The sequence below is a fragment of the Paenarthrobacter sp. YIM B13468 genome (assembly GCF_042788025.1).
GTDB classification, from domain to species: Bacteria; Actinomycetota; Actinomycetes; order Actinomycetales; family Micrococcaceae; genus Arthrobacter; species Arthrobacter aromaticivorans.
The window spans coordinates 29,731-47,896 of record NZ_JBHZPI010000004.1 but is presented as its reverse complement, the minus strand read 5'-3'; the positions used below and the strand labels follow the sequence as shown (position 1 = coordinate 47,896).

The window sequence follows — 18,166 nt, the reverse complement described above, 5'->3', positions numbered from 1 at the left end:
CTTTCCATATGGTAGACACCCACCCAAACCCGCTTACGGAAAGGCCTCCAGAACCGCGGCGAGCTGAAGAAGCTGCAGCTCAGATCCCATTTTGCCAATGAGCTGGATACCCATCGGCAGTCCGCTCTCCGTAAGAAACACAGGAATGCTTATCGCCGGCAATCCGCACACATTGACCATGGAGGACCAAGGCGCGTACTCGCACTGTCTTCTGTAGTCCTCGTCCGCGTCACCGGCCCACTCGCTCGGCCAAGGTTCGCTGCTGTGGCCGCCGCCCGTAAACCAGCCGATCGGGCGCGGTGTCTGCGCCAGCGTGGGCATGAGGATGACGTCCCATTCTGCGTATTGTGCGATCGTGTCGTGCTCGAACTGCCGCAGGAAACCGAGGGCTTCATTGACCTTCAACGCGCTGCGCTGCTGCGCACGACGACGGAATGTCCGCGTGAGCGGGGTTAGAAGCGCCTCGCGCTGGGGTGCTATTCGGGCGCTCCCGACGCCGGCAGTCCAGGCTGCGGTGAACGCCTCGGGGTAGCGGTTGTCGTAGCGGACCTCCGCTTCCGCAACACGGTGCCCCGCCTCCTCAAGTAGCTTGATTCCCCGCGCAAGGGCGTCCAATGCTTCCTGTTCCACCTCGAAAGGGAACACTCCGGCCCATGGGCTATCCAGGCTCACGCCCACCTTGAGTGGCATTGGAGCGTGATCAACGTTGGCGAGATAACCGCCGTCGGGCGCTTGTTCGCGGGGGACCAGCGCGTCCATCAGCAGGGCAGCGTCCGCCGCCGTGCGTGCCAACGGTCCGGCGACCACCAATTTAGCTGCATCGCCCGCGCTCGCTCCCGATGGCACCACGCCGCGCCCCGGCTTGAGCCCCATCAGTCCACAGGCGCCGGCGGGAATCCGGATGGAACCGCCGCCGTCGGTCCCGGGAGCGAACGGAACCATCCCAGCTGCCACGGCCGCAGCGCTTCCGCCCGACGACCCGCCGGAACTTCGGCTTAAGGAATGGGGATTGCGCGACGGCGGTGCAATGCGGTTTTCGCTGTACGCGGTGAGCCCGAACTCCGGAACTTGCGTCTTGCCCAGCGAGATGGCGCCTTGGCCTTTCAAAGTGGCTGCGAGGGCGCCGTCCTCCGGCGCAGGTTTGTGCTCCAAAGCGGCGCTGCCGTGGGTGGTGGGAACGCCGGCTACGTCCGTAAGGTCTTTGAACGCCAAGGGCACGCCATGCAGCAGCGGCAATTCGGAGAGGCGGCCCTCGCGGCGCAGTTTCGAACGGAGGTTGTCCGCGGTGCTGGCATCGGCCATCGCTTGCTCTGCGGTAACAGTAATGAAAGCGCCCAAATGCTTGTTGCGGGCCTCGATGACGGACAGGAAATGGTCGGCGGCATCCCGTGCCGAGAGCTCGCCGGCTGCGAGGGCATCGCGAAGCGCCACAGCCGTGAGGGCCTGCGGGGAGAGATCAACCAAGGAAACGAGACTCCAACCGTTCCTCCACAGCGATGGCGTCAACGCTTTCGCCAGCACCGGCAGTAACCCGGAAAGCGGCCTTGTTCTTGACTTCGGACACCACCTCCACGAGCTTGGTGCCCTGGTAAACCAGGCCCACGCCGTCGTCCGTGCAATGCGCCTCGCCCAGCGTGCCGTTGGCCACGAGCTTGTGGATGGCAGGAGCACGGCGTGGTTCGGAATCGTAATGGACGCCGTTGGCATAGGGAAGGAAGCCAAGCGCATTGGTCACGGGCTGCAATTCAGGGCCGAAGGAATCCGTCACGCCGCTCTTGAACCAACAGATGGAACCCGCGGAAACCCCGGCCAGGACCACGCCGCTTTCCCAAGCCTTCCGCAAAATTCCATCCAGACCGTGTGCCCGCCATACGGCAAGCAGGTTGACCACCGAACCACCGTGGACCCACACCACGTCCTGCTCCAGAAGATGCGCTTCGGGGTCCTCAATATTGGGCATGGTGAAGAGGTTGAGATGAGCGAAATCAAATCCGGCAATGCGGGCCGCCTGATCCATCTCTGCCGCCCACCAGCGTTGGTCACCTGATGCAGTACCAATGTGGGTCACGCGGGGTGCACGGCCACTTACCCCGGATAACTCCACGGCGTAGTGCATGAGGTGGTCGAACTCGATGCGGGTCCGGCTGCCTGGCTTGTAACCGCCGGATGTTGCGAGGATGGTGGGTTGGCCAGCCGCCATGGTCCTGCTCCTAACAGCCGATTCATGGGAGTCTTTGCGTCCCAGTCTTAGTGTCGCAACCGCGGGGCGCAAGCGGCGTCCCGCTTCGTGGCTGCTGCGACTAGGCTGGATGATGACCTGAATCGATGGGAAGGAACCGCCATGAGCGACTTCGAAACCGTGCCTGTGGGCGATATTCCGGCTGATGCCAGCATCCTGGACGTTCGTGAGGACTATGAATGGGTTGCCGGACACGCTGAGGGCGCACGGCATATCCCTATGGACCAGCTGCCGGCCCGCCTGGATGAACTGGATCCCGATGACGATCTCTTCGTCATCTGCCGTACCGGTGGCCGTTCCTTCCGCGTAGTCCAGTGGCTCGTGGGCCAGGGCTACTCAGCGGTGAATGTCGCCGGTGGCATGGACATGTGGTTCGAAGCCGGCCGGCCAATGGTCTCGGACAACGGTCTCAAACCAGTGGTTCTTTAACGTCCGGTAAGCCCGTCCCGCGCATATAACCAGCAAGGAATATTCAATGTCAGCACTCACCTACACGTTCCTGGGGCCGGAGGGAACGTTCACTGAGACCGCCCTCATGCAGGTCCCCGGCGCCGCTGATGCCTCCCGCATTCCTTGCACCAACGTGAACACGGCGCTCGAGCGGGTGCGCAACGGTGAGGCCGACGCCGCCATGGTTCCCATCGAAAACTCGGTGGAGGGTGGCGTGACTGCCACCCTGGATGCCATTGCCACCGGTCCGGAACTCCGCATCATCCGCGAGGCCCTCGTTCCCATTACCTTCGTCCTCGTGGCGAGACCCGGCGTCGTGGTTTCAGACATAAAGCGCATCTCCACGCACGGCCACGCGTGGGCCCAATGCCGCCTCTGGGTGGAGGAAAACATTCCGAACGCGGATTATGTCCCCGGTTCCTCTACCGCGGCATCGGCCATGGGCCTCCTGGAAGGAGATGCCCACTACGACGCCGCTATTTGCGCACCGCTGATTGCGGGGGAGCAGCCCGGGCTAAACGTTCTGGCCGAAAACATCGGCGACAACCCGGACGCAGTCACCCGCTTTATCCTAGTGAGCCGGCCGGGTACTTTGCCCGAACGCACGGGTGCGGACAAGACCACGGTTGTTGTCCCGCTGCCGGAAGACCACCCGGGTGCACTCATGGAAATCCTGGAACAGTTCGCTTCGCGAGGGGTCAACCTGAGCCGGATCGAATCACGCCCCACCGGCCAGTACCTTGGCCACTACTTCTTCAGCATCGATGCCGACGGCCATGCGTCGGATTCCCGTGTTGCTGATGCCTTGGCGGGTCTTCACAGAATCAGCCCGGCAACCCGTTTCCTGGGCTCGTACGCGCGCGCCGATAAGCAAGCTGCGGTGGTTGCGCCACACACTTCGGACGCCGCCTTTGCCTCCGCTCATGCGTGGGTCCAGTCGATTCTTAGGGGCTAGGCGGCGCTGTCTCCGGCGCTAAATTATTGAACCTTCAACCCCTTTCGCGTTGATGCAAGTGTGCGTATGCTTGCCTGATCCATAAACGATGGATGAATGCCAAAAAGAAGGGAGCGGTCATGTCTGTCCACCGAGATGACAAAGACGGCCAGGGCATGATCGTCAATCCCAAGCCCTCCGGCGAGAACAAGGACGACTGGGACGGCGACGAAGCTGACCGCGCGGATCGACTCCGTTTTGAAGAAGAACAAGCGATGATCCGTGAGCAGGCCGAGGCCCGGGCTGCAGCGAAGGCGGCGGCTGAAGCAGCCGCGGCGAATGCGGCGCAGCCGGAGAAGGGCGCAGTCTAGGGGGTTTGAGCCTTCGGTACCCGCACCAATAGTGAACCCGGCTGGACCTGAACGGTGACCTCCGTGGCCTCGCCCGCGGGGTCGCCGTCGAGTTGCGTCGCCATGGGTTCCTGGCTGCGAATGGTGACCTTGCCGGAGCGATAGAAATTCATCACCGGCAAATTCCGCTTGTGCTTGAACAGGATCTTCGCATACATGGCGATCCATCCGAGGGCGCTGCGGGGGCTCATGACGACGATATCCAGCATGCCGTCGTCGATCATGGCTTCCGGGATGAAATCAATACCTCCCGGAATCAGGCCACAGTTGGCGAAAAGCACGCTGCGGATTTTCCGGGCCTGTTCCGGCTGGTCATCCATGGTGATGGTGACGCGCTTGCGGCGGCCGGGGAGATGCCGGACTCCCGCCTCTGTGTAGGCCAGCCAACCCACGCTCTTCTTCAGGTCTTCCTTGGTATCGCCCAAAACCTCGGCGTCCAGGCCCATTCCGGCGATCACAAGGAACGTATGGGTGGACGATTCTCCGGTAATGCCGTTGTCTATGGCCATGCTGGCGGTGTCAATAAAGCGCTGATGCCCAAAGAGGGCGATCTGGATGCAGTCGGCGATGTCGTTGACGTCCAGATCGACATTGCGGGCCAGGAGGTTGCCGGTGCCCAGCGGAATGAGGCCCATCGCCACGCCCTTATGCGCCAGCGACTCAGCCACCACACGCACTGTGCCGTCGCCGCCGCACGCAAGAACGACGTCGGCCCCGTACTCCAGCGCTTGGCGGGACTGCCCGTACCCGGGATCCTCAACAGTGGTTTCAAAGAATTTCGGGCTGTCCCAACCGGCGAGGTCGCAGGCGTCGATGATCGCCTGCCGGGCCTCGAGCGACTTGTTTTTCACCGGGTTGAGGATGACCGCAACTTTCTGGTGCCCTGGCTCCGGCTTGTGGGTGTCCTCCCGAACCGCGCTCCTGATGTGACGTGCTCTCAATCGGCGCACACCCCACCAACTGGAGACGGCAAACGCCACGCCCCCAGCGAGAATCACGTACAGGATCCAGTCGCTCATGGTGCTCCAACACTATCGTCCCGGGTAGTGCTGATTTCACGATGTTCTCTCGGCGCTTGCGCGCTGCAGCGTCCGCACGGGAAATCAGCGGCCCATTCGATACTCTTGTGTGGTGATCGACGTAAAAGACCTCAGCGAAAATCCGGACAAGTTCCGTGCCAGCCAGCGCGCCCGTGGCGCCGACGAGTCTGTTGTGGACGCGATCATCTCCGCAGACTCCGATCGCCGCGCCGCGCTGATCCGCCATGAGACCCTCCGCGCCGAGCAGAACGCCTTCGGCAAGAAGGTTGCCCAGGCAAGGGGCGAGGAAAAGCAGGCCCTGCTGGCCGAGGTCAAGGAACTGGCCAACTCGGTGAAGGCCGCTTCCGCCGAAGCCGCTGCTGCCCAAGCCAAGCAGGAAGAGCTCCTCCGCGCCATCCCCAACCTGATCGTGGATGGCGTTCCCGAGGGCGGCGAGGACGATTACGTTGTGGTCAAGACGGTGGGCACGCCGCGCGAATTCACGGATTTCGAGCCGAAGGACCATCTGGAAATCGGCGAACTTATCGGCGCGATCGACATGGAACGCGGCGCCAAGGTCTCGGGCGCGCGCTTCTACTTCCTCCGCGGCGTTGGCGCCCGCCTGGAAATGGCGCTCCTGCAGATGGCCATGGACCAGGCCATCGACGCAGGCTTCGTCCCGATGATTACGCCCACTTTGGTGCGCCCGGAGACCATGCAGGGCACAGGCTTTGACGTAAAGCACGACGCCGAGATCTACCGTCTCGCTGAAGACGACCTTTACCTTGTGGGAACCTCGGAGGTGGCCCTCGCCGGCTACCACGCAGACGAGATCCTGGACCTCTCCGCCGGCCCCATCCGCTACGCCGGCCAGAGCTCCTGCTACCGCCGAGAGGCCGGTTCGCACGGCAAGGACACCAGGGGCATCATCCGTGTGCACCAGTTCAACAAAGTGGAGATGTTCATTTACACCACGGTTGAAGAAGCCGCGGCAGAGCACGAACGCCTGCTTGCCTGGGAAGAGGAAATGCTGGCCAAGTGCGAGCTTCCGTACCGCGTGATCGACACAGCTGCGGGCGACCTAGGCATGTCCGCGGCCCGCAAGTTCGATTGCGAAGCCTGGGTTCCTACCCAGAACGCCTACCGCGAGCTCACGTCCACCTCCAACTGCACCACGTTCCAGGCCCGTCGCCTGAACATCCGCGAACGCGTGATCAACGAGGAAGGCGTTGCCAAGGGTACCCGCGCTGTGGCAACCCTGAATGGCACCCTTGCCACCACCCGCTGGATCGTTGCGCTGTTGGAGCACCACCAGAACCCGGACGGCTCGGTCAACGTTCCCAAGGCGCTGCAGAAGTACATTGGTGGGCTTGAGGTTCTGCCGGTCCTGTAGTTCTCTCCGCGGATCCCGCCCTTGTTCGTTTCACCCGCCCTTGTAGGTCGGGAGCAGCGAACAAGAGCGGGATTTTTTGCTGCCACTTGTCCTCCACAGGTCCCGTTGTCCACATAGGGGTTTTCCGGTCCAGAGGCAGGGAATCGTTGCAGGCACAGTGGAGCGATGAACATACCTCCTGGCCTCATTGAGACTCCCGCACTCCTGCGAACGGGAATCACCACGGACTCCATCCATCGGAAATTCCGCGCCGGCGAATTGGTGCGGGTCCGGCGGGGCTACTACGTGGAGATGTCCCGCTGGCTCGAAGCCAAACCCTGGGACCGCTTCGCGTGGTCGTTGGCCGCAGCATCCCGGGCTGTACCTGGCTTGATTCTGTGCCGTGAAACTGCGGCTTTCGCGATGGGAATACCCGTTCTGCGCACGCCGACCCATGTGGAATGTATAACGGCAGCTTCCAGCAGATCGGGTCGCGGCCGACCCACCCTGTCTGTCCTTGGGCAGAGCCCGGCGGCGCGGAAGATCCGCCAAGAGGGTGGGTTTCCTCTGCTATTTCACCTGGGCAAAGAGCGAAATCCTGACATGGTGGGAGGGTATGCGTGCACTGCCCTGGTGCAAACTGTCTTGGACGTAGCATTTACGTCACGCCTTAGTCAGTCCCTCGTGGTGGCCGACGGAGCTGCGCGGGAAATGTGGAAACAGGGCAGGCTGGACCTTCATGGAAGCCTCATGGATGTGGACGGCATCGCGATCGCAGTGCGTGGGAATCAGAACGCGAGTGCCCGTCGTCGTGCGGAAGTTGCCTTGTCCTTGGCCACGCCGTTATCCGAGTCAGCCGGTGAGTCTTACAGCCGGGCCGCATTTGAGTACTTGGGCTTTGAGCAACCGGAACTACAACACGACTTCAGCGACATCGAAGGCTTCATCGGCCGAAGTGATTTCTGGTGGCCGGTGGGTGGCAGTGGCAGCCTCCGGGGTGTTGTGGGCGAGTTCGACGGCAAGGCAAAGTACACCGATGCCGACTTAAGGAACGGCGCCTCGCCGGAGGAAATCCTGTACAAAGAGAAGCTGAGGGAGGACCGGATTCGCGCCCTCGGATTCGGTTTCGTGCGTTGGGGTTGGCCTCATGTGGAGAATCCGGAGAGGCTCCGCCGAAAATTGCTGCAAGGGGGCCTGTCTCCGGCTCGAGATGCTGGACGGATTCCCTGGAACCTGCCCAGGCCAGGATGAGCCCCATCTTGTTCGCAACGCCCAACCTTGTAGGCAGGGACCCGCGAACAAGGGCGGGATCTGGCAGCGGGGGCCGCGCGGAGTGTTCACGCGGCGTTAATCCGGTGCTGTGTCCCCGGTCCTAGTGCGGTGTCAGAGGTGTCTGCTCTACTGGAACCATGACTATTTTGACTGACACTCCAGTTGCTGGCATCGATGACCAGCCAAATAACAACAACAAACTCATGATCGCATTGGACGTTGACGGCACGCTCGTGGACCACGACGGCCACATGTCTCCAGAGGTTAGGGCGGCTGCGCAGGAGGTAGTCGCGAGCGGACACGACGTCATGATCGCCACCGGCCGGTCGCTGAATGCAACGCTCCCCATCATTGAGCAAATCGGCTTGGAACGTGGCTACGCGGTGTGCTGCAATGGCGGCGTTACTCTCCGGCTGGATCCGGGCCTCAACGCAGGCTACGAAATCATCCACAAGGCAACGTTCGATCCCGCTCCCGCGCTGAAGGCCCTGCGCGAACGCCTCCCCAACGCCAAGTACGCGCTGGAGGATGAAGACGGGAACTTCCTCTCCACGGAGCGCTTCCAGGATGCCAGCTTTGGCGTCGAGGCAATCGGCGTGGACTTCCAGACCATGTTGGAGGCCACGGCCGTACGCGTGGTGGTCTTCAGCAGTGACAACACCTCGGACGACTTCAACCACGCCATCCGTCACATCGGCCTTTCCGGCGTGACGTACTCGGTGGGTTGGACTGCATGGCTGGACATTGCAGCGGAGGGCGTGACGAAGGCCAGTGCGCTGGAGGCACTGCGCCAGAGGATCGGCACGGAACAGGTCAACACGGTGGCAGTGGGCGATGGCCGCAACGACATCGAGATGCTGACATGGGCCGGCAGGGGAGTGGCCATGGGCCAGGCTCCCGAAGAAGTGATCGCCGTTGCGGACGAGGTCACTGCGTCAGTATTCGACGACGGCGCCGCCCTGGTACTGCGCAGCCTCCTGTAACAGCCGCACGGCTAAGCCCGGAGGCGGGGCGCGTTAGTCCACCCGGCCCCGCCAAGCACCCGTTTCCTGGCCGCGGTCCTCGATGAATTCCTTGAATTTCTCCAGGTCCGCGGCCACCTGCATCTCGTCGGCGGAAAGCGCGGCGCCTGCCTTCTCCACGAATCCTTCGGGCTCCCATTCCAGTGTCACGTTGACGCCGCAGTGCTGGGGTCCGAGGTTGTCGAAGCGGACTGTGCCGGCGTTACGTGGTGCGTCGATGCTCTCCCACGCAATGACGGAATCCGGAACTTGTTGGGTGATGCGGGCATCATATTCGCGCCGGACTCCGCCCACCTTGGTTGAGAAGTGCAGCGTTGAATCGTTGATCTGGCGGACGTTCTCCACGCCGCTCATGAACTCGGGGAACTTCTCGAACTGGGTCCACTGGTTGTAGGCGACCGAAACTGGTACCTCTACCTCGATGGCTTTCGTGACGGTTTGCATGAGAGACACCTCGATTTGGATTGTTGTGGGCTAGGTGGGGGGTTAAGTGAAATGGGATTGAACCGGGCCGCCGCCGGCTGAGTCGACGATTGCCTGTGCAACGTCCCGGAGCTTGACGTTCCGGTTGCTGGAGGCTTTTTTGATGAGCTCAACGGCTTCAGCTTGGCTGCATCTGTTTTGGGCGATGATGATGCCTGTGGCGACGTCGATGACCGTCCGGGATGCCATGGCCGCACGAAGGTTGGCGGCGGTTTGGCTGTGCTGCGCAATCAGCACTGCCAGTTGCAGGCCCTTGGATGCCTGCTGGACATAATCAGTGGCGCGTTGAACGGCGGCCTGGTCGAAGCCGTTGGGGCGTTCGGAGTAGAGGTTCAAGCCTGCCCGGGCGGTGTCATCCGTAAGCGGGAAAGGAACGGCGAGCACAGAATGAACACCATTCGCCAGGGCGAGGTCGTTGTACTCCGGCCAAGTGTTGTCTTTTTCGAAGTTCGGAATATGCACCAGTGTGCCGTGCCTGCAGCAATGGATACACGGGCCGTCGGCGAATTGGTACTGGAGTTCGTCGAGCATCTGCGCCCGTTCGCTGCTGCTTGCCACTGTGGCTGCGGCCCGATGCCGAAGCAGAGTGATACCGCAAAATACTTCGTTGTCAGGTTTGGTGAACAGCGCCGCTGAGTGGCGCGCCAGCTCGCCGAGGAAGGCCTCCACATCGGGTGTATCCAGAAGCAGATCCTGGATTTCCGCAGCTACAAGATGCGGTTCGGTGAGTTGTTGGTTTTCCACGTGGATCTCCGATCCCTGGATGAGGCTACTCTTCGAGCGTAGTCCTGAATACCCGTTGAAAGCTAATAGTAAGTGTGCTTCTCTTTTTAAGGAGTCTTGCCGTGGGCTCACCCACCCCAGCAGGTCTAAGGATTGAAGCCACATGCGACAAACCCGACCACACGACGTCCAAACCCGGCCTTCTGCGCCGGAGAGTACCATCCGTCAAAGCTTCCAAGACGGCTTGGTTTTGGACCATCTCAATCTCGCGAAATCCATTGCCGCCCGGTATTCCGCCCACACGCACGACCTCGACGACGTCCGGCAGGTTGCGTACATGGGCTTGATCAAGGCGGCACGAGGATTTGACGAAAGTAAAGGCGTCAGCTTCCCCGCCTACGCCGCTCCGACCATCGCTGGCGAGGTCAAGAGGTATCTCCGCGATCACTGCTGGGTTGTGCGCCCACCGAGGCCCATCCAGGATGTGCGGCGCCAAGTGCTCGCCAGGACGGAGGAACTGACGCAAAGCCTGCAGAGGACTCCGACCCCCGAGGAAGTGGCGGCGGACCTTCGCCTGGAACCTTGCCAAGTCAGGGAAGCCTTGATGGCCGGCACCAGCAAACGGCCGGATTCCCTGGATGCTCCCGCTGCGGAAGGCCGCGACGGACTCCAAGGAAGCCTTTCCGCTTTCGGATGTCCGACCGACCGGCTGGAGGACGTGCTCGCCCTGCGCAATGCGATCCGGGGCCTGAGCCCTGAGGACAGGCACCTCCTCTATCGCCGCTACTACCGAGAGGAAACGCAGTCCACCATCGCGGAGGCACTGGGCATGTCCCAAATGCAGGTCTCGCGGCGGCTTTCCAAGATCCTGGTGTCCCTGCAGACACAGTTGCTGGATGAGGAAGCGCACCTCCAGGACGGAACGGCGGCTCAGTAGGCAAACAACAGCCGAAACCACCAAGTGCCCAGGACTCAGCAGCCCAACCCGTCCACCGCATCCAACACATCACGGACGGTCACGGCAAGGAGCGCGGGATCGGGATCGGCGGCGAAAACGTCACCGCGGCGAAGTTCGACGGCGGTAAGCACCACATGCGGTCCAGGCGGCGGACCCCATTCTTCAGCAGGAGCGGGGCCGAACAGGACCACGGAGGGCCGGGCGTAGGCGGACGCCAGGTGGGCCGCGCCGGTGTCCGCGGAAACGACGAGCCGAGCATCTGCAATGGTCGCTGCAAACTCTGCGAGGCCCTGCCGCCCGGCCAGCACGCCGCCGTCGAGGTTTGCTCCTTTGAGGTTTGCCAAGGCGGCAGTCTCCACTGCCCGCCCGCGCTCGGACGTGCCCCCGGTCAGCACGACGTCGTGCCCTGCCCGGGAGAGCTCGACCGCCACTTCGGCGAATCGCTCAATGGGCCAGAGCCTGCTGCCATATGCCGCACCTACATGGATGACCGTGGCGCCTGGACGGGGTGAGGGAACGCTTGGCCTGTTGAGCCGATAATCCAGGGGATCGGCGTCGATGCCGTGCCAGTTGAGGAGTCGTGTCCAGCGCTCGCGCTCAGGAATGCCGGTGATCCATTCGGGCCCGTCCAACCCCGGCGCTTGGTACGCGAGCACCCGCCTTGCGCCAAGTTCGTCGATGCGTTGGCGGCTTTCGGGTCCGTTCCCGTGCAGGTTCACGGCGATGTCCACGGCGCCCGAGGGAATGTCCAGTGGATCATCAAGGCCCGGCGTGGGCAGGTGGTCGATGCCGCCCACCAGTTCCAAGGCCTCGGCAATCCAGGCTGGTGCCGCATACAGAATGCGGTGCTCGGGAAATGCCCGGCGCAGGCCGCGAAGCGCCGGAACGGCAACAAGGAGGTCCCCTAGTTTCAAGGCGCGCAAGGCAAGCAGCAGGGGTTGTCCGTTCATTTCGACGATGTCCATGGTGGCCTCCCGCTAGGAGTCTAGCGGCCAACGCGGACGCCAACGCCGCAGGGAAACTTCTCGTCGTCACGCTGTTTAGTGTCGGGAGAACTGGGGAACGTTGCGGATATGGGAGGAACTGGAACGTTGAAAGCGGTCCTGTTTGACCGCGATGGAACGCTCGTCGTTGACGTGCCCTATAACGGCGACCCGCAACTGGTGCGGCCCATGGATAGCGCCCGTTCGGCCCTGGACCTGGTACGCCGGGCGGGACTGGCAACAGGGGTGCTGAGCAACCAGTCCGGCGTTGCCCGTGGCTTGCTGACCTTGAATCAAGTCCACGCCGTGAACCAGCGCGTGGATGAGCTTCTGGGCCCGTTCGATGTGTGGGAAATCTGCCCGCACGGCCCGGCCGATGGCTGTGACTGCCGTAAGCCTGCGCCGGGAATGATTCTCGCAGCCTGCAGCACACTGGGGCTGCAGCCGTTCCAGGTGGCCTTTGTTGGGGACATCGGTACCGACGTGGAAGCAGCGACGGCGGCCGGCTCGCAGTCGATACTGGTGCCCACTCACGTGACGCGGACCGAGGAAATTGAGGCGGCAGAAATGGTTGCGGAGAACCTGCTGGCCGCCGTCGAGCTGTTGCTTGATACCGGTGCACGAGGGGCATCCGGGAAACCCGACGCCAGGCAGGACCCACCTGTATGAGCCGCGTCCTGGTAGCCCGACTGGACAGCATGGGCGATGTCCTCCTCGCTGGACCGGCATTGCGTGCCGTGGCGAACGGAAGCAGGCCGGACGGCAGCCGGCCCAACGACGTCGTCCTCCTGTGCGGCCCCGAAGGCGCCGGGGCTGCGGAAATGCTCCCCGGAGTGACCCAGGTCCACACGTGGCCGTGCCCATGGATCGTCAATCCGGCGCCGGACGTGACGGCTGAGCTGACCGCTGGCCTGATCGAGTTCGTCCGCAGCTCCAGGATTGAGGAAGCCGTGATCCTCACGTCCTTCCACCAGTCCCCGCTTCCGTTGGCACTGTTGCTGCGGCTGGCAGGCGTCAAGCGCATCACCGGCGCCTCCACTGACTTCGCCGGCTCCCTCCTGGACGTCCGGCTGAAACCCGGGGAAGACTTTCCCGAAGACCAGCCTGAAGTGGTGCGGGCCCTGGGGATTGCGCAGGCAGCAGGCTTCCAGCTTCCCCGGGGCGACGATGGCAAGCTCCACATCAACCCGCTGGACGAACCCGGGGAGCTGGTGGACGAACTCACCCAAAAAGGCCCGTACATCGTGGTCCACCCGGGCTCAGCGGCTCCCGCGAGGGCGTGGCCGGTACTCCACCACGCAGCCACCGTGGAACTCCTTGAAGCGTATGGACACCAGGTGGTGGTCACGGGAGGGCCGGGCGAAACATCGCTGACGGCAACCGTGGCAGGACCTTCGGCACACAATCTCGGCGGCACAACGGACTTGCGGACCCTGGCAGCGGTACTCGCGGGCGCCGCCGTCGTGGTCACCGGCAACACTGGGCCCGCCCACCTGGCCGCAGCGGTCGGAACGCCGGTGGTGTGCCTGTTTTCCCCTGTGGTTCCTGCCATCCGCTGGGCGCCCTACGGCGTTCCGATGGAATTGCTCGGCGACCAGGAAGCAGCATGCAGGAATACGCGGGCACGCATCTGCCCGGTACCGGGCCACCCGTGCCTTAGCTCAGTCACCCCGGAACAAGTCCTTGAGGCGGTGGAACGGCTGTTGGGGGGAGTCTCCTCCCTCAGCACCCGAAGGAAGGTGTGGAAACCATGAGGATCCTGGTGTGGCATATCCACGGAGGATGGATGGAGGCCTTCGTCAGGGGCCAGCACGAGTACCTCCTTCCGGTAGAGCCCGACGGCGGTCCGTGGGGTTTGGGGCGAGGTGGCAGGGAGTGGCCGGTCGCCGCGCAGGAGATTGACCTGGACACCCTCGATCCGGACAGCGTGGACGTGGTGGTCCTGCAACGTCCGGAGGAGATCGCCGCCGTTGCCCGGAAGCTGGGTCGAAGGCCCGGCGTGGACCTGCCCGCCGTCTACCTTGAACACAACACGCCTAAAGGCGACGTCCCGTTCACTCTCCATCCGCTGGCCGATCAGCACACTATCCCCGTGGTTCATGTGACGTACTTCAACCAGCTCTTCTGGGACACCGGATCCACGCCAACAGTTGTGATCGAGCACGGCATCCCCGATCCGGGCCGACTTTATACCGGTGAACGCGAAGAGATGGGGGTGGTGGTCAATGAACCCGTGCGCCGCGGCCGGGTGACGGGCACGGACCTCCTCCCTGGCTTCGCCGGGGTAGGGCCTTTGAGGGTGTTCGGAATGGGGACGGAAGCCTTGCCGGAAGCGCTGAACCTGAAGGGGTTCGGCCTGAGCGAGGAGCGTCTGCGGATTTCCGGGGACGTACCCGCGCCCAGGCTGCACCGAGAACTCGCCCGCTGCCGGCTCTACCTGCACCCGTTGCGTTGGACATCCCTCGGGTTGGCCTTGCTCGAAGCCATGCACCTGGGAATGCCCGTCCTGGCACTGGCGACCACGGAGGCGTCCCGCGCTATTCCGCCGGAAGCCGGCCTTGTCTCAAACAATGTTGACCAGCTCCAACGGTTCGCCCGGCAGCTGCTGGACGATCCCGACGACGCCTATGCGATGGGGATGGTGGCCCGGTCTGCAGCCTTGGAACGCTACGGGCTCGCAAGATTTCACCAGGACTGGGACGAACTCCTGGCCGATCTCCCAACATCACGCCCCTCGACTGCCAATAGCCGTCTTCCCGAAAAGCAGATCCCTGAAACGCAGGTCCCTGAAACGCAGGTCCCGAATAAACAGCTCCCCAACACGGAACGCCGCCCGCAACCAGGTTCGGAGTCCGTCAGCCATGACACAGAGAGGACGCACCCATGAAAATCTCCATGGTTTCCGAACACGCCAGTCCATTGGCCGCCTTGGGAGGTGTGGACGCCGGGGGGCAAAACGTCCACGTGGCCGCCCTTTCATCGAGCCTTGCCAGCCGCGGCCACCAAGTCACCGTGTACACGCGGCGGGATGACCCGGATCTTCCTGCAAAGGTGCAGGTTGCGCCGGGACTCTCCGTAGTACATGTTGACGCTGGCCCGGCCCGCCATATCCCCAAGGACGAGCTGCTTCCTTTCATGGGTGAGCTCGCAGACGGCATCTGCCGGGACTGGGCGGACTCGGTCCCGGACGTTGTCCACGCGCATTTCTGGATGTCCGGGCTGGCGGCGATCCAAGCTTCCAGACGGGCCGGTGCCGCCGAGCACGTAGCCGTGGTCCAGACCTTCCACGCACTGGGTTCGGTCAAGCGCAGGCACCAAGGTTCAGCGGACACCAGCCCACCGGCACGTGCATGGCTGGAACCGTGGGTAGGGCGCACAGCGGACTGGGTGATCGCCACCTGCCCTGACGAGGTTTTTGAGCTCAAAGCGCTGGGCATTGGCCGGTCAAGAATTTCCATCGCACCATGCGGGGTGGATCTCAACCTATTCCCGGGCACTGGAGAGCCAGAGAGTAAGGCCCGCACGCACCGCATCCTGAGTGTGGGCCGCCTGGTTCCAAGGAAGGGCGTGGATCTGGTGATCCAGGCACTGCCCCTCCTGGCTGAGGCCGGTTTCGACGACGTCGAGCTCCTCATAGTCGGAGGCTCCGGCGACGCCCTGAACCTCGAAGAGGATCCGGAAGCCCAGAGACTTCGCGCCTTGACCAAGGAACTTGGCGTGGAGGACAAGGTCACCATGCGCGGACAGGTTCCGCGTGACGCAATGCCCGGAATTTTCCGCAGTGCCGACGCCGTGGTCTGCGCACCGTGGTACGAACCGTTCGGCATCGTTCCCCTTGAAGCCATGGCGTGCGGAGTGCCCGTAGTGGCCGCGGCCGTCGGGGGACTCCGGGAGACCGTCGTCGACCAGAAAACCGGGCTGCACGTACCGCCGCGGGACCCGGAAGCAATCGCCGACGCCGTGGCGCGGCTCCTCGGCGACCCCGCCTTGCGTGCCGAAATGGGCCGGGCCGGAAGCCGCCGCGCCCGCTCACGCTACTCCTGGGACCGCATCGCCGCAGATACCGAGAAAGCGTACCGGTCCGTCTTGGCCGCCGGGCTGTCCCGGCAAGCCGGAGAAGGCCTGGCGGAACCACTGGAAGGAACAGCACTGTGACTACAGAATCGACAGTTCCCAAGAGAATCGCGCCAAACACCCGGCCCGTCCCGGATACTGTGCCCACTGGCTGGAGCGGATCCAGAAGGCCAACAAACATCCGTGAACCACAGATTGCATCAGAGGTCACCGCACACCTGGACAACGTTCTGCCTGCGCTCGAGTCCTTGCGCTCGCAGGCCCCCCGCCTGTCGGAGTGGGGAACGGAACTCGCCCACCGGCTCTTGTCCGGCCAACGGCTGCTGGCCGCCGGCAATGGGGGATCGGCTGCCGAAGCCCAGCATCTCACCGCCGAACTCGTTGGCCGGTTCGATGCTGAACGCGCCCCCTTTTCCGCGATCTCCCTGCACGCCGAGACTTCCGCCCTCACGGCACTGTCAAACGACTACGGCTACGAGGAAGTCTTCGCCCGCCAGGTCAGGGCACACGGCCGGGCAGGGGACGTCCTCATCCTTCTCTCCACGAGCGGACGCAGCCCCAACCTTCTCAACGCTGTCAGGGCTGCAAGGGAACGCGGCGTCACAACGTGGGCGCTGACGGGCGCGGGTCCCAACCCGCTGGCCGACGCCTGCGATCAAGCCATCACAGTGGACGCCATCGCAGCCAACGCCCAGGAAGGCCACCTCATTGCCGTCCACGCTGTGTGCCGGGCCTTCGATGCGGAGGTCGCGAGGAGGACGGGGCCTCGCCTGGCCGGGGACGGAGCCCAGCCATGAAAGTGACAGTTGTAGGTGACGTCCTCCTGGACGTGGACATCAACGGCACCGCCACACGGCTCAGCCCCGACGCACCCGTGCCCGTAGTGGACGTTGCCCATATCCGGCGTCGGGCAGGTGGGGCCGGTCTCGTGGCTACACTGCTTGCGCGCGACGGTCACGACGTCGCCCTGGTCACCGCGGTGTCGGACGACGACGGCGCCAGCCACCTCAGGCGCGCCCTGGCCGGTGTCGCCATACTCGCCGGAGCCCCGCTCGCCCCAACGCCCACCAAGACCCGCGTGCGCATTGGGACCCACCCCGTGGTCCGGTTCGACGAAGGATGCGCACCTGCCCCATCCCCGTCGTGCACCGAAGAGATGCTCGCAGCCATTGCCTCCGCGGAAGCGGTGATCGTGGCCGACTACGGCCGCGGAATCACGGCGAACCCCGACATCCGCACTGCGCTCGCCGACGCTGCCCGCCACGTCCCGGTGGTGTGGGATCCGCACCCTGCCGGTTCGGAGCCGGTGCCGGGTGTCGCCGTCGTGACGCCCAACTTCGCAGAGGCCCGGGCCGCTGCGAAGGTGGGCGGGCAGGATCAGTCCAAGACTGCTGCGGAGGACGCAGGAAAACATTTGCTGGATCGCTGGCGCAGCAATGCCGTCCTGGTCACGACCGGCGAAGATGGTGCGGTTTTAGTGGAACGTGGGGGACCGGGCAAGATCATCCACGCTCCCAAAACAACCGTGGACGATCCTTGCGGTGCCGGCGACCGCTTGGCTGGGAGCCTTGCCGTGTATTTGGGTCTGGGGCTCGCGCTGCCGGGTGCCGCGGCCAGAGCTGTTGAGGATGCCTCTGCATTCCTCGCGAAGGGCGGAGCCTCCTCCCTGGTCATGGATACAAGGACCCCGGACGCTGCAGGGAACAGCCAGCCGGTCAGGGCAAAGGCGAGTCCCGTCGTCGAGCTTTTTGGCCGCTTTCAGGGCCTGGAACCCGGAATCCAACTCGCGCGGACAGTCCGCGCGAGTGGTGGGACCGTCGTGGCGACCGGCGGCTGCTTCGACCTCCTCCATGCCGGCCACGCAAGGACGTTGGCTGCGGCCCGCAGCATGGGTGATTGCCTCATTGTTTGCTTGAATTCCGATGATTCTGTGCGGCGGCTCAAGGGCCCGCACCGGCCGATCGTCAGCATGGAGGACAGGGCAGAGCTCTTGCTCGCGTTGACCTGTGTTGATGCCGTGGTGGTCTTCGACGAGGACACCCCCGAAGCCTGCCTGAACCAGCTCCGGCCCGATATTTGGGTCAAGGGCGGAGATTACGAACCCCACGAATTGCCGGAAGCCAGCCTCGTGGCTGTATGGGGAGGGCGTTGCGTTACGGTGCCCTTCCATCCGGCCCGCTCCACCAGCGGCCTGGCTGAAGCACTGGCCAAAGTCAGCTGACCGTAG

General features: G+C 63.6%; 19 protein-coding genes. 13 read left to right on the top strand and 6 right to left on the bottom strand.

The window, feature by feature from the left end:
• Positions 1 to 33: 33 nt before the first annotated feature.
• Both ACFX4T_RS05230 and ACFX4T_RS05225 read right to left on the bottom strand, forming a co-directional pair.
• A complete protein-coding gene (locus tag ACFX4T_RS05230; RefSeq protein WP_377651033.1) occupies positions 34 to 1,464 on the bottom strand; it encodes an amidase in 1,431 nt (476 codons plus the stop codon).
• Positions 1,457 to 2,200, bottom strand: coding sequence for a Type 1 glutamine amidotransferase-like domain-containing protein (locus ACFX4T_RS05225; RefSeq protein ID WP_377651032.1), 744 nt, complete (start codon positions 2,198 to 2,200; stop codon positions 1,457 to 1,459). Before ACFX4T_RS05225 ends, ACFX4T_RS05230 begins: the two co-directional genes overlap by 8 nt.
• A 141-nt stretch (positions 2,201 to 2,341) precedes the next feature.
• Between ACFX4T_RS05225 and ACFX4T_RS05220 the strand changes: the two genes are divergently transcribed.
• From ACFX4T_RS05220 to ACFX4T_RS05210, 3 genes are all read left to right on the top strand, one after another.
• Positions 2,342 to 2,668, top strand: coding sequence for a rhodanese-like domain-containing protein (locus tag ACFX4T_RS05220; protein ID WP_216924267.1), 327 nt, complete (start codon positions 2,342 to 2,344; stop codon positions 2,666 to 2,668).
• Positions 2,669 to 2,714: 46 nt separating this feature from the next.
• Positions 2,715 to 3,644, top strand: a complete 930-nt coding sequence (gene pheA / locus ACFX4T_RS05215) for a prephenate dehydratase (RefSeq protein ID WP_377651031.1) — start codon at positions 2,715 to 2,717, stop codon at positions 3,642 to 3,644.
• A gap of 119 nt (positions 3,645 to 3,763) precedes the next feature.
• On the top strand, positions 3,764 to 3,994 hold the full coding sequence (locus tag ACFX4T_RS05210; RefSeq protein WP_216924263.1) for a hypothetical protein: 231 nt from the start codon (positions 3,764 to 3,766) through the stop codon (positions 3,992 to 3,994).
• Here the strand turns inward: ACFX4T_RS05210 and ACFX4T_RS05205 are convergent.
• Positions 3,991 to 5,052 carry a diacylglycerol/lipid kinase family protein gene (locus tag ACFX4T_RS05205; RefSeq protein ID WP_377651030.1) on the bottom strand — a complete coding sequence of 354 codons (1,062 nt, stop codon included), beginning with the start codon at positions 5,050 to 5,052 and terminating at the stop codon, positions 3,991 to 3,993. The two genes, ACFX4T_RS05210 and ACFX4T_RS05205, sit on opposite strands and share 4 nt — an antisense overlap.
• Before the next feature lie 112 nt (positions 5,053 to 5,164).
• Between ACFX4T_RS05205 and serS the strand changes: the two genes are divergently transcribed.
• The 3 genes from serS to ACFX4T_RS05190 all read left to right on the top strand — a co-directional run bounded on the left by serS (position 5,165) and on the right by ACFX4T_RS05190 (position 8,679).
• Positions 5,165 to 6,445 carry a serine--tRNA ligase gene (gene serS, locus ACFX4T_RS05200; RefSeq protein ID WP_377651029.1) on the top strand — a complete coding sequence of 427 codons (1,281 nt, stop codon included), beginning with the start codon at positions 5,165 to 5,167 and terminating at the stop codon, positions 6,443 to 6,445.
• Between the two features lie 165 nt (positions 6,446 to 6,610).
• Positions 6,611 to 7,675 carry a hypothetical protein gene (locus tag ACFX4T_RS05195; RefSeq protein ID WP_377651028.1) on the top strand — a complete coding sequence of 355 codons (1,065 nt, stop codon included), beginning with the start codon at positions 6,611 to 6,613 and terminating at the stop codon, positions 7,673 to 7,675.
• 158 nt (positions 7,676 to 7,833) lie between these two features.
• Positions 7,834 to 8,679: an HAD family hydrolase gene (locus ACFX4T_RS05190; protein WP_223947491.1), complete on the top strand. Its 846-nt coding sequence runs from the start codon at positions 7,834 to 7,836 to the stop codon at positions 8,677 to 8,679.
• Between the two features lie 33 nt (positions 8,680 to 8,712).
• Here the strand turns inward: ACFX4T_RS05190 and ACFX4T_RS05185 are convergent, their stop codons facing one another.
• Both ACFX4T_RS05185 and ACFX4T_RS05180 read right to left on the bottom strand, forming a co-directional pair.
• Positions 8,713 to 9,162 carry an SRPBCC family protein gene (locus ACFX4T_RS05185; protein ID WP_216924254.1) on the bottom strand — a complete coding sequence of 150 codons (450 nt, stop codon included), beginning with the start codon at positions 9,160 to 9,162 and terminating at the stop codon, positions 8,713 to 8,715.
• A gap of 42 nt (positions 9,163 to 9,204) precedes the next feature.
• Positions 9,205 to 9,945, bottom strand: a complete 741-nt coding sequence (locus tag ACFX4T_RS05180) for a GAF and ANTAR domain-containing protein (protein ID WP_223947492.1) — start codon at positions 9,943 to 9,945, stop codon at positions 9,205 to 9,207.
• 142 nt (positions 9,946 to 10,087) lie between these two features.
• On the opposite strand from ACFX4T_RS05180, the gene ACFX4T_RS05175 reads away from it, so the two are divergent.
• Entirely contained in the window at positions 10,088 to 10,861 is a 774-nt protein-coding gene (locus ACFX4T_RS05175; protein ID WP_223947493.1) for a sigma-70 family RNA polymerase sigma factor, read from the top strand.
• Between the two features lie 35 nt (positions 10,862 to 10,896).
• Here ACFX4T_RS05175 and ACFX4T_RS05170 read toward each other — a convergent pair whose 3' ends face one another.
• A complete protein-coding gene (locus ACFX4T_RS05170) occupies positions 10,897 to 11,847 on the bottom strand; it encodes a glycosyltransferase family 9 protein (protein ID WP_377651027.1) in 951 nt (316 codons plus the stop codon).
• Between the two features lie 108 nt (positions 11,848 to 11,955).
• Here ACFX4T_RS05170 and ACFX4T_RS05165 point away from each other — a divergent pair, with 108 nt between their 5' ends.
• The 6 genes from ACFX4T_RS05165 to ACFX4T_RS05140 are packed head-to-tail and all read left to right on the top strand — an operon-like array spanning position 11,956 to position 18,160.
• The gene (locus tag ACFX4T_RS05165) at positions 11,956 to 12,534 is read left to right on the top strand and encodes an HAD-IIIA family hydrolase (protein ID WP_223947495.1); all 579 of its coding nucleotides are present in this window, start codon (positions 11,956 to 11,958) and stop codon (positions 12,532 to 12,534) included.
• On the top strand, positions 12,531 to 13,619 hold the full coding sequence (locus ACFX4T_RS05160) for a glycosyltransferase family 9 protein (RefSeq protein WP_377651026.1): 1,089 nt from the start codon (positions 12,531 to 12,533) through the stop codon (positions 13,617 to 13,619). The genes ACFX4T_RS05165 and ACFX4T_RS05160 overlap by 4 nt, the downstream gene beginning before the upstream one ends.
• Entirely contained in the window at positions 13,616 to 14,752 is a 1,137-nt protein-coding gene (locus ACFX4T_RS05155) for a glycosyltransferase (protein WP_377651163.1), read from the top strand. Before ACFX4T_RS05160 ends, ACFX4T_RS05155 begins: the two co-directional genes overlap by 4 nt.
• Positions 14,749 to 16,020, top strand: a complete 1,272-nt coding sequence (locus ACFX4T_RS05150) for a glycosyltransferase (protein WP_377651025.1) — start codon at positions 14,749 to 14,751, stop codon at positions 16,018 to 16,020. The genes ACFX4T_RS05155 and ACFX4T_RS05150 overlap by 4 nt, the downstream gene beginning before the upstream one ends.
• Positions 16,017 to 16,736 carry an SIS domain-containing protein gene (locus ACFX4T_RS05145; RefSeq protein WP_377651024.1) on the top strand — a complete coding sequence of 240 codons (720 nt, stop codon included), beginning with the start codon at positions 16,017 to 16,019 and terminating at the stop codon, positions 16,734 to 16,736. The genes ACFX4T_RS05150 and ACFX4T_RS05145 overlap by 4 nt, the downstream gene beginning before the upstream one ends.
• Positions 16,733 to 18,160, top strand: a complete 1,428-nt coding sequence (locus tag ACFX4T_RS05140; RefSeq protein WP_223947499.1) for a PfkB family carbohydrate kinase — start codon at positions 16,733 to 16,735, stop codon at positions 18,158 to 18,160. Before ACFX4T_RS05145 ends, ACFX4T_RS05140 begins: the two co-directional genes overlap by 4 nt.
• Positions 18,161 to 18,166: the final 6 nt, after the last annotated feature.

Bases quoted from the DNA above. Each gene is read 5' to 3' on its own strand.
- ACFX4T_RS05225 (WP_377651032.1), bottom strand. From the start codon at position 2,200: ATGGCGGCTGGCCAACCCACCATCCTCGCAACATCCGGCGGTTACAAG.
- ACFX4T_RS05220 (WP_216924267.1), top strand. From the start codon at position 2,342: ATGAGCGACTTCGAAACCGTGCCTGTGGGCGATATTCCGGCTGATGCC.
- pheA (WP_377651031.1), top strand. From the start codon at position 2,715: ATGTCAGCACTCACCTACACGTTCCTGGGGCCGGAGGGAACGTTCACT.
- ACFX4T_RS05210 (WP_216924263.1), top strand. From the start codon at position 3,764: ATGTCTGTCCACCGAGATGACAAAGACGGCCAGGGCATGATCGTCAAT.
- ACFX4T_RS05205 (WP_377651030.1), bottom strand. From the start codon at position 5,052: ATGAGCGACTGGATCCTGTACGTGATTCTCGCTGGGGGCGTGGCGTTT.
- ACFX4T_RS05195 (WP_377651028.1), top strand. From the start codon at position 6,611: ATGAACATACCTCCTGGCCTCATTGAGACTCCCGCACTCCTGCGAACG.
- ACFX4T_RS05190 (WP_223947491.1), top strand. From the start codon at position 7,834: ATGACTATTTTGACTGACACTCCAGTTGCTGGCATCGATGACCAGCCA.
- ACFX4T_RS05185 (WP_216924254.1), bottom strand. From the start codon at position 9,162: ATGCAAACCGTCACGAAAGCCATCGAGGTAGAGGTACCAGTTTCGGTC.
- ACFX4T_RS05175 (WP_223947493.1), top strand. From the start codon at position 10,088: ATGCGACAAACCCGACCACACGACGTCCAAACCCGGCCTTCTGCGCCG.
- ACFX4T_RS05170 (WP_377651027.1), bottom strand. From the start codon at position 11,847: ATGGACATCGTCGAAATGAACGGACAACCCCTGCTGCTTGCCTTGCGC.
- ACFX4T_RS05165 (WP_223947495.1), top strand. From the start codon at position 11,956: ATGGGAGGAACTGGAACGTTGAAAGCGGTCCTGTTTGACCGCGATGGA.
- ACFX4T_RS05160 (WP_377651026.1), top strand. From the start codon at position 12,531: ATGAGCCGCGTCCTGGTAGCCCGACTGGACAGCATGGGCGATGTCCTC.
- ACFX4T_RS05155 (WP_377651163.1), top strand. From the start codon at position 13,616: ATGAGGATCCTGGTGTGGCATATCCACGGAGGATGGATGGAGGCCTTC.
- ACFX4T_RS05150 (WP_377651025.1), top strand. From the start codon at position 14,749: ATGAAAATCTCCATGGTTTCCGAACACGCCAGTCCATTGGCCGCCTTG.
- ACFX4T_RS05140 (WP_223947499.1), top strand. From the start codon at position 16,733: ATGAAAGTGACAGTTGTAGGTGACGTCCTCCTGGACGTGGACATCAAC.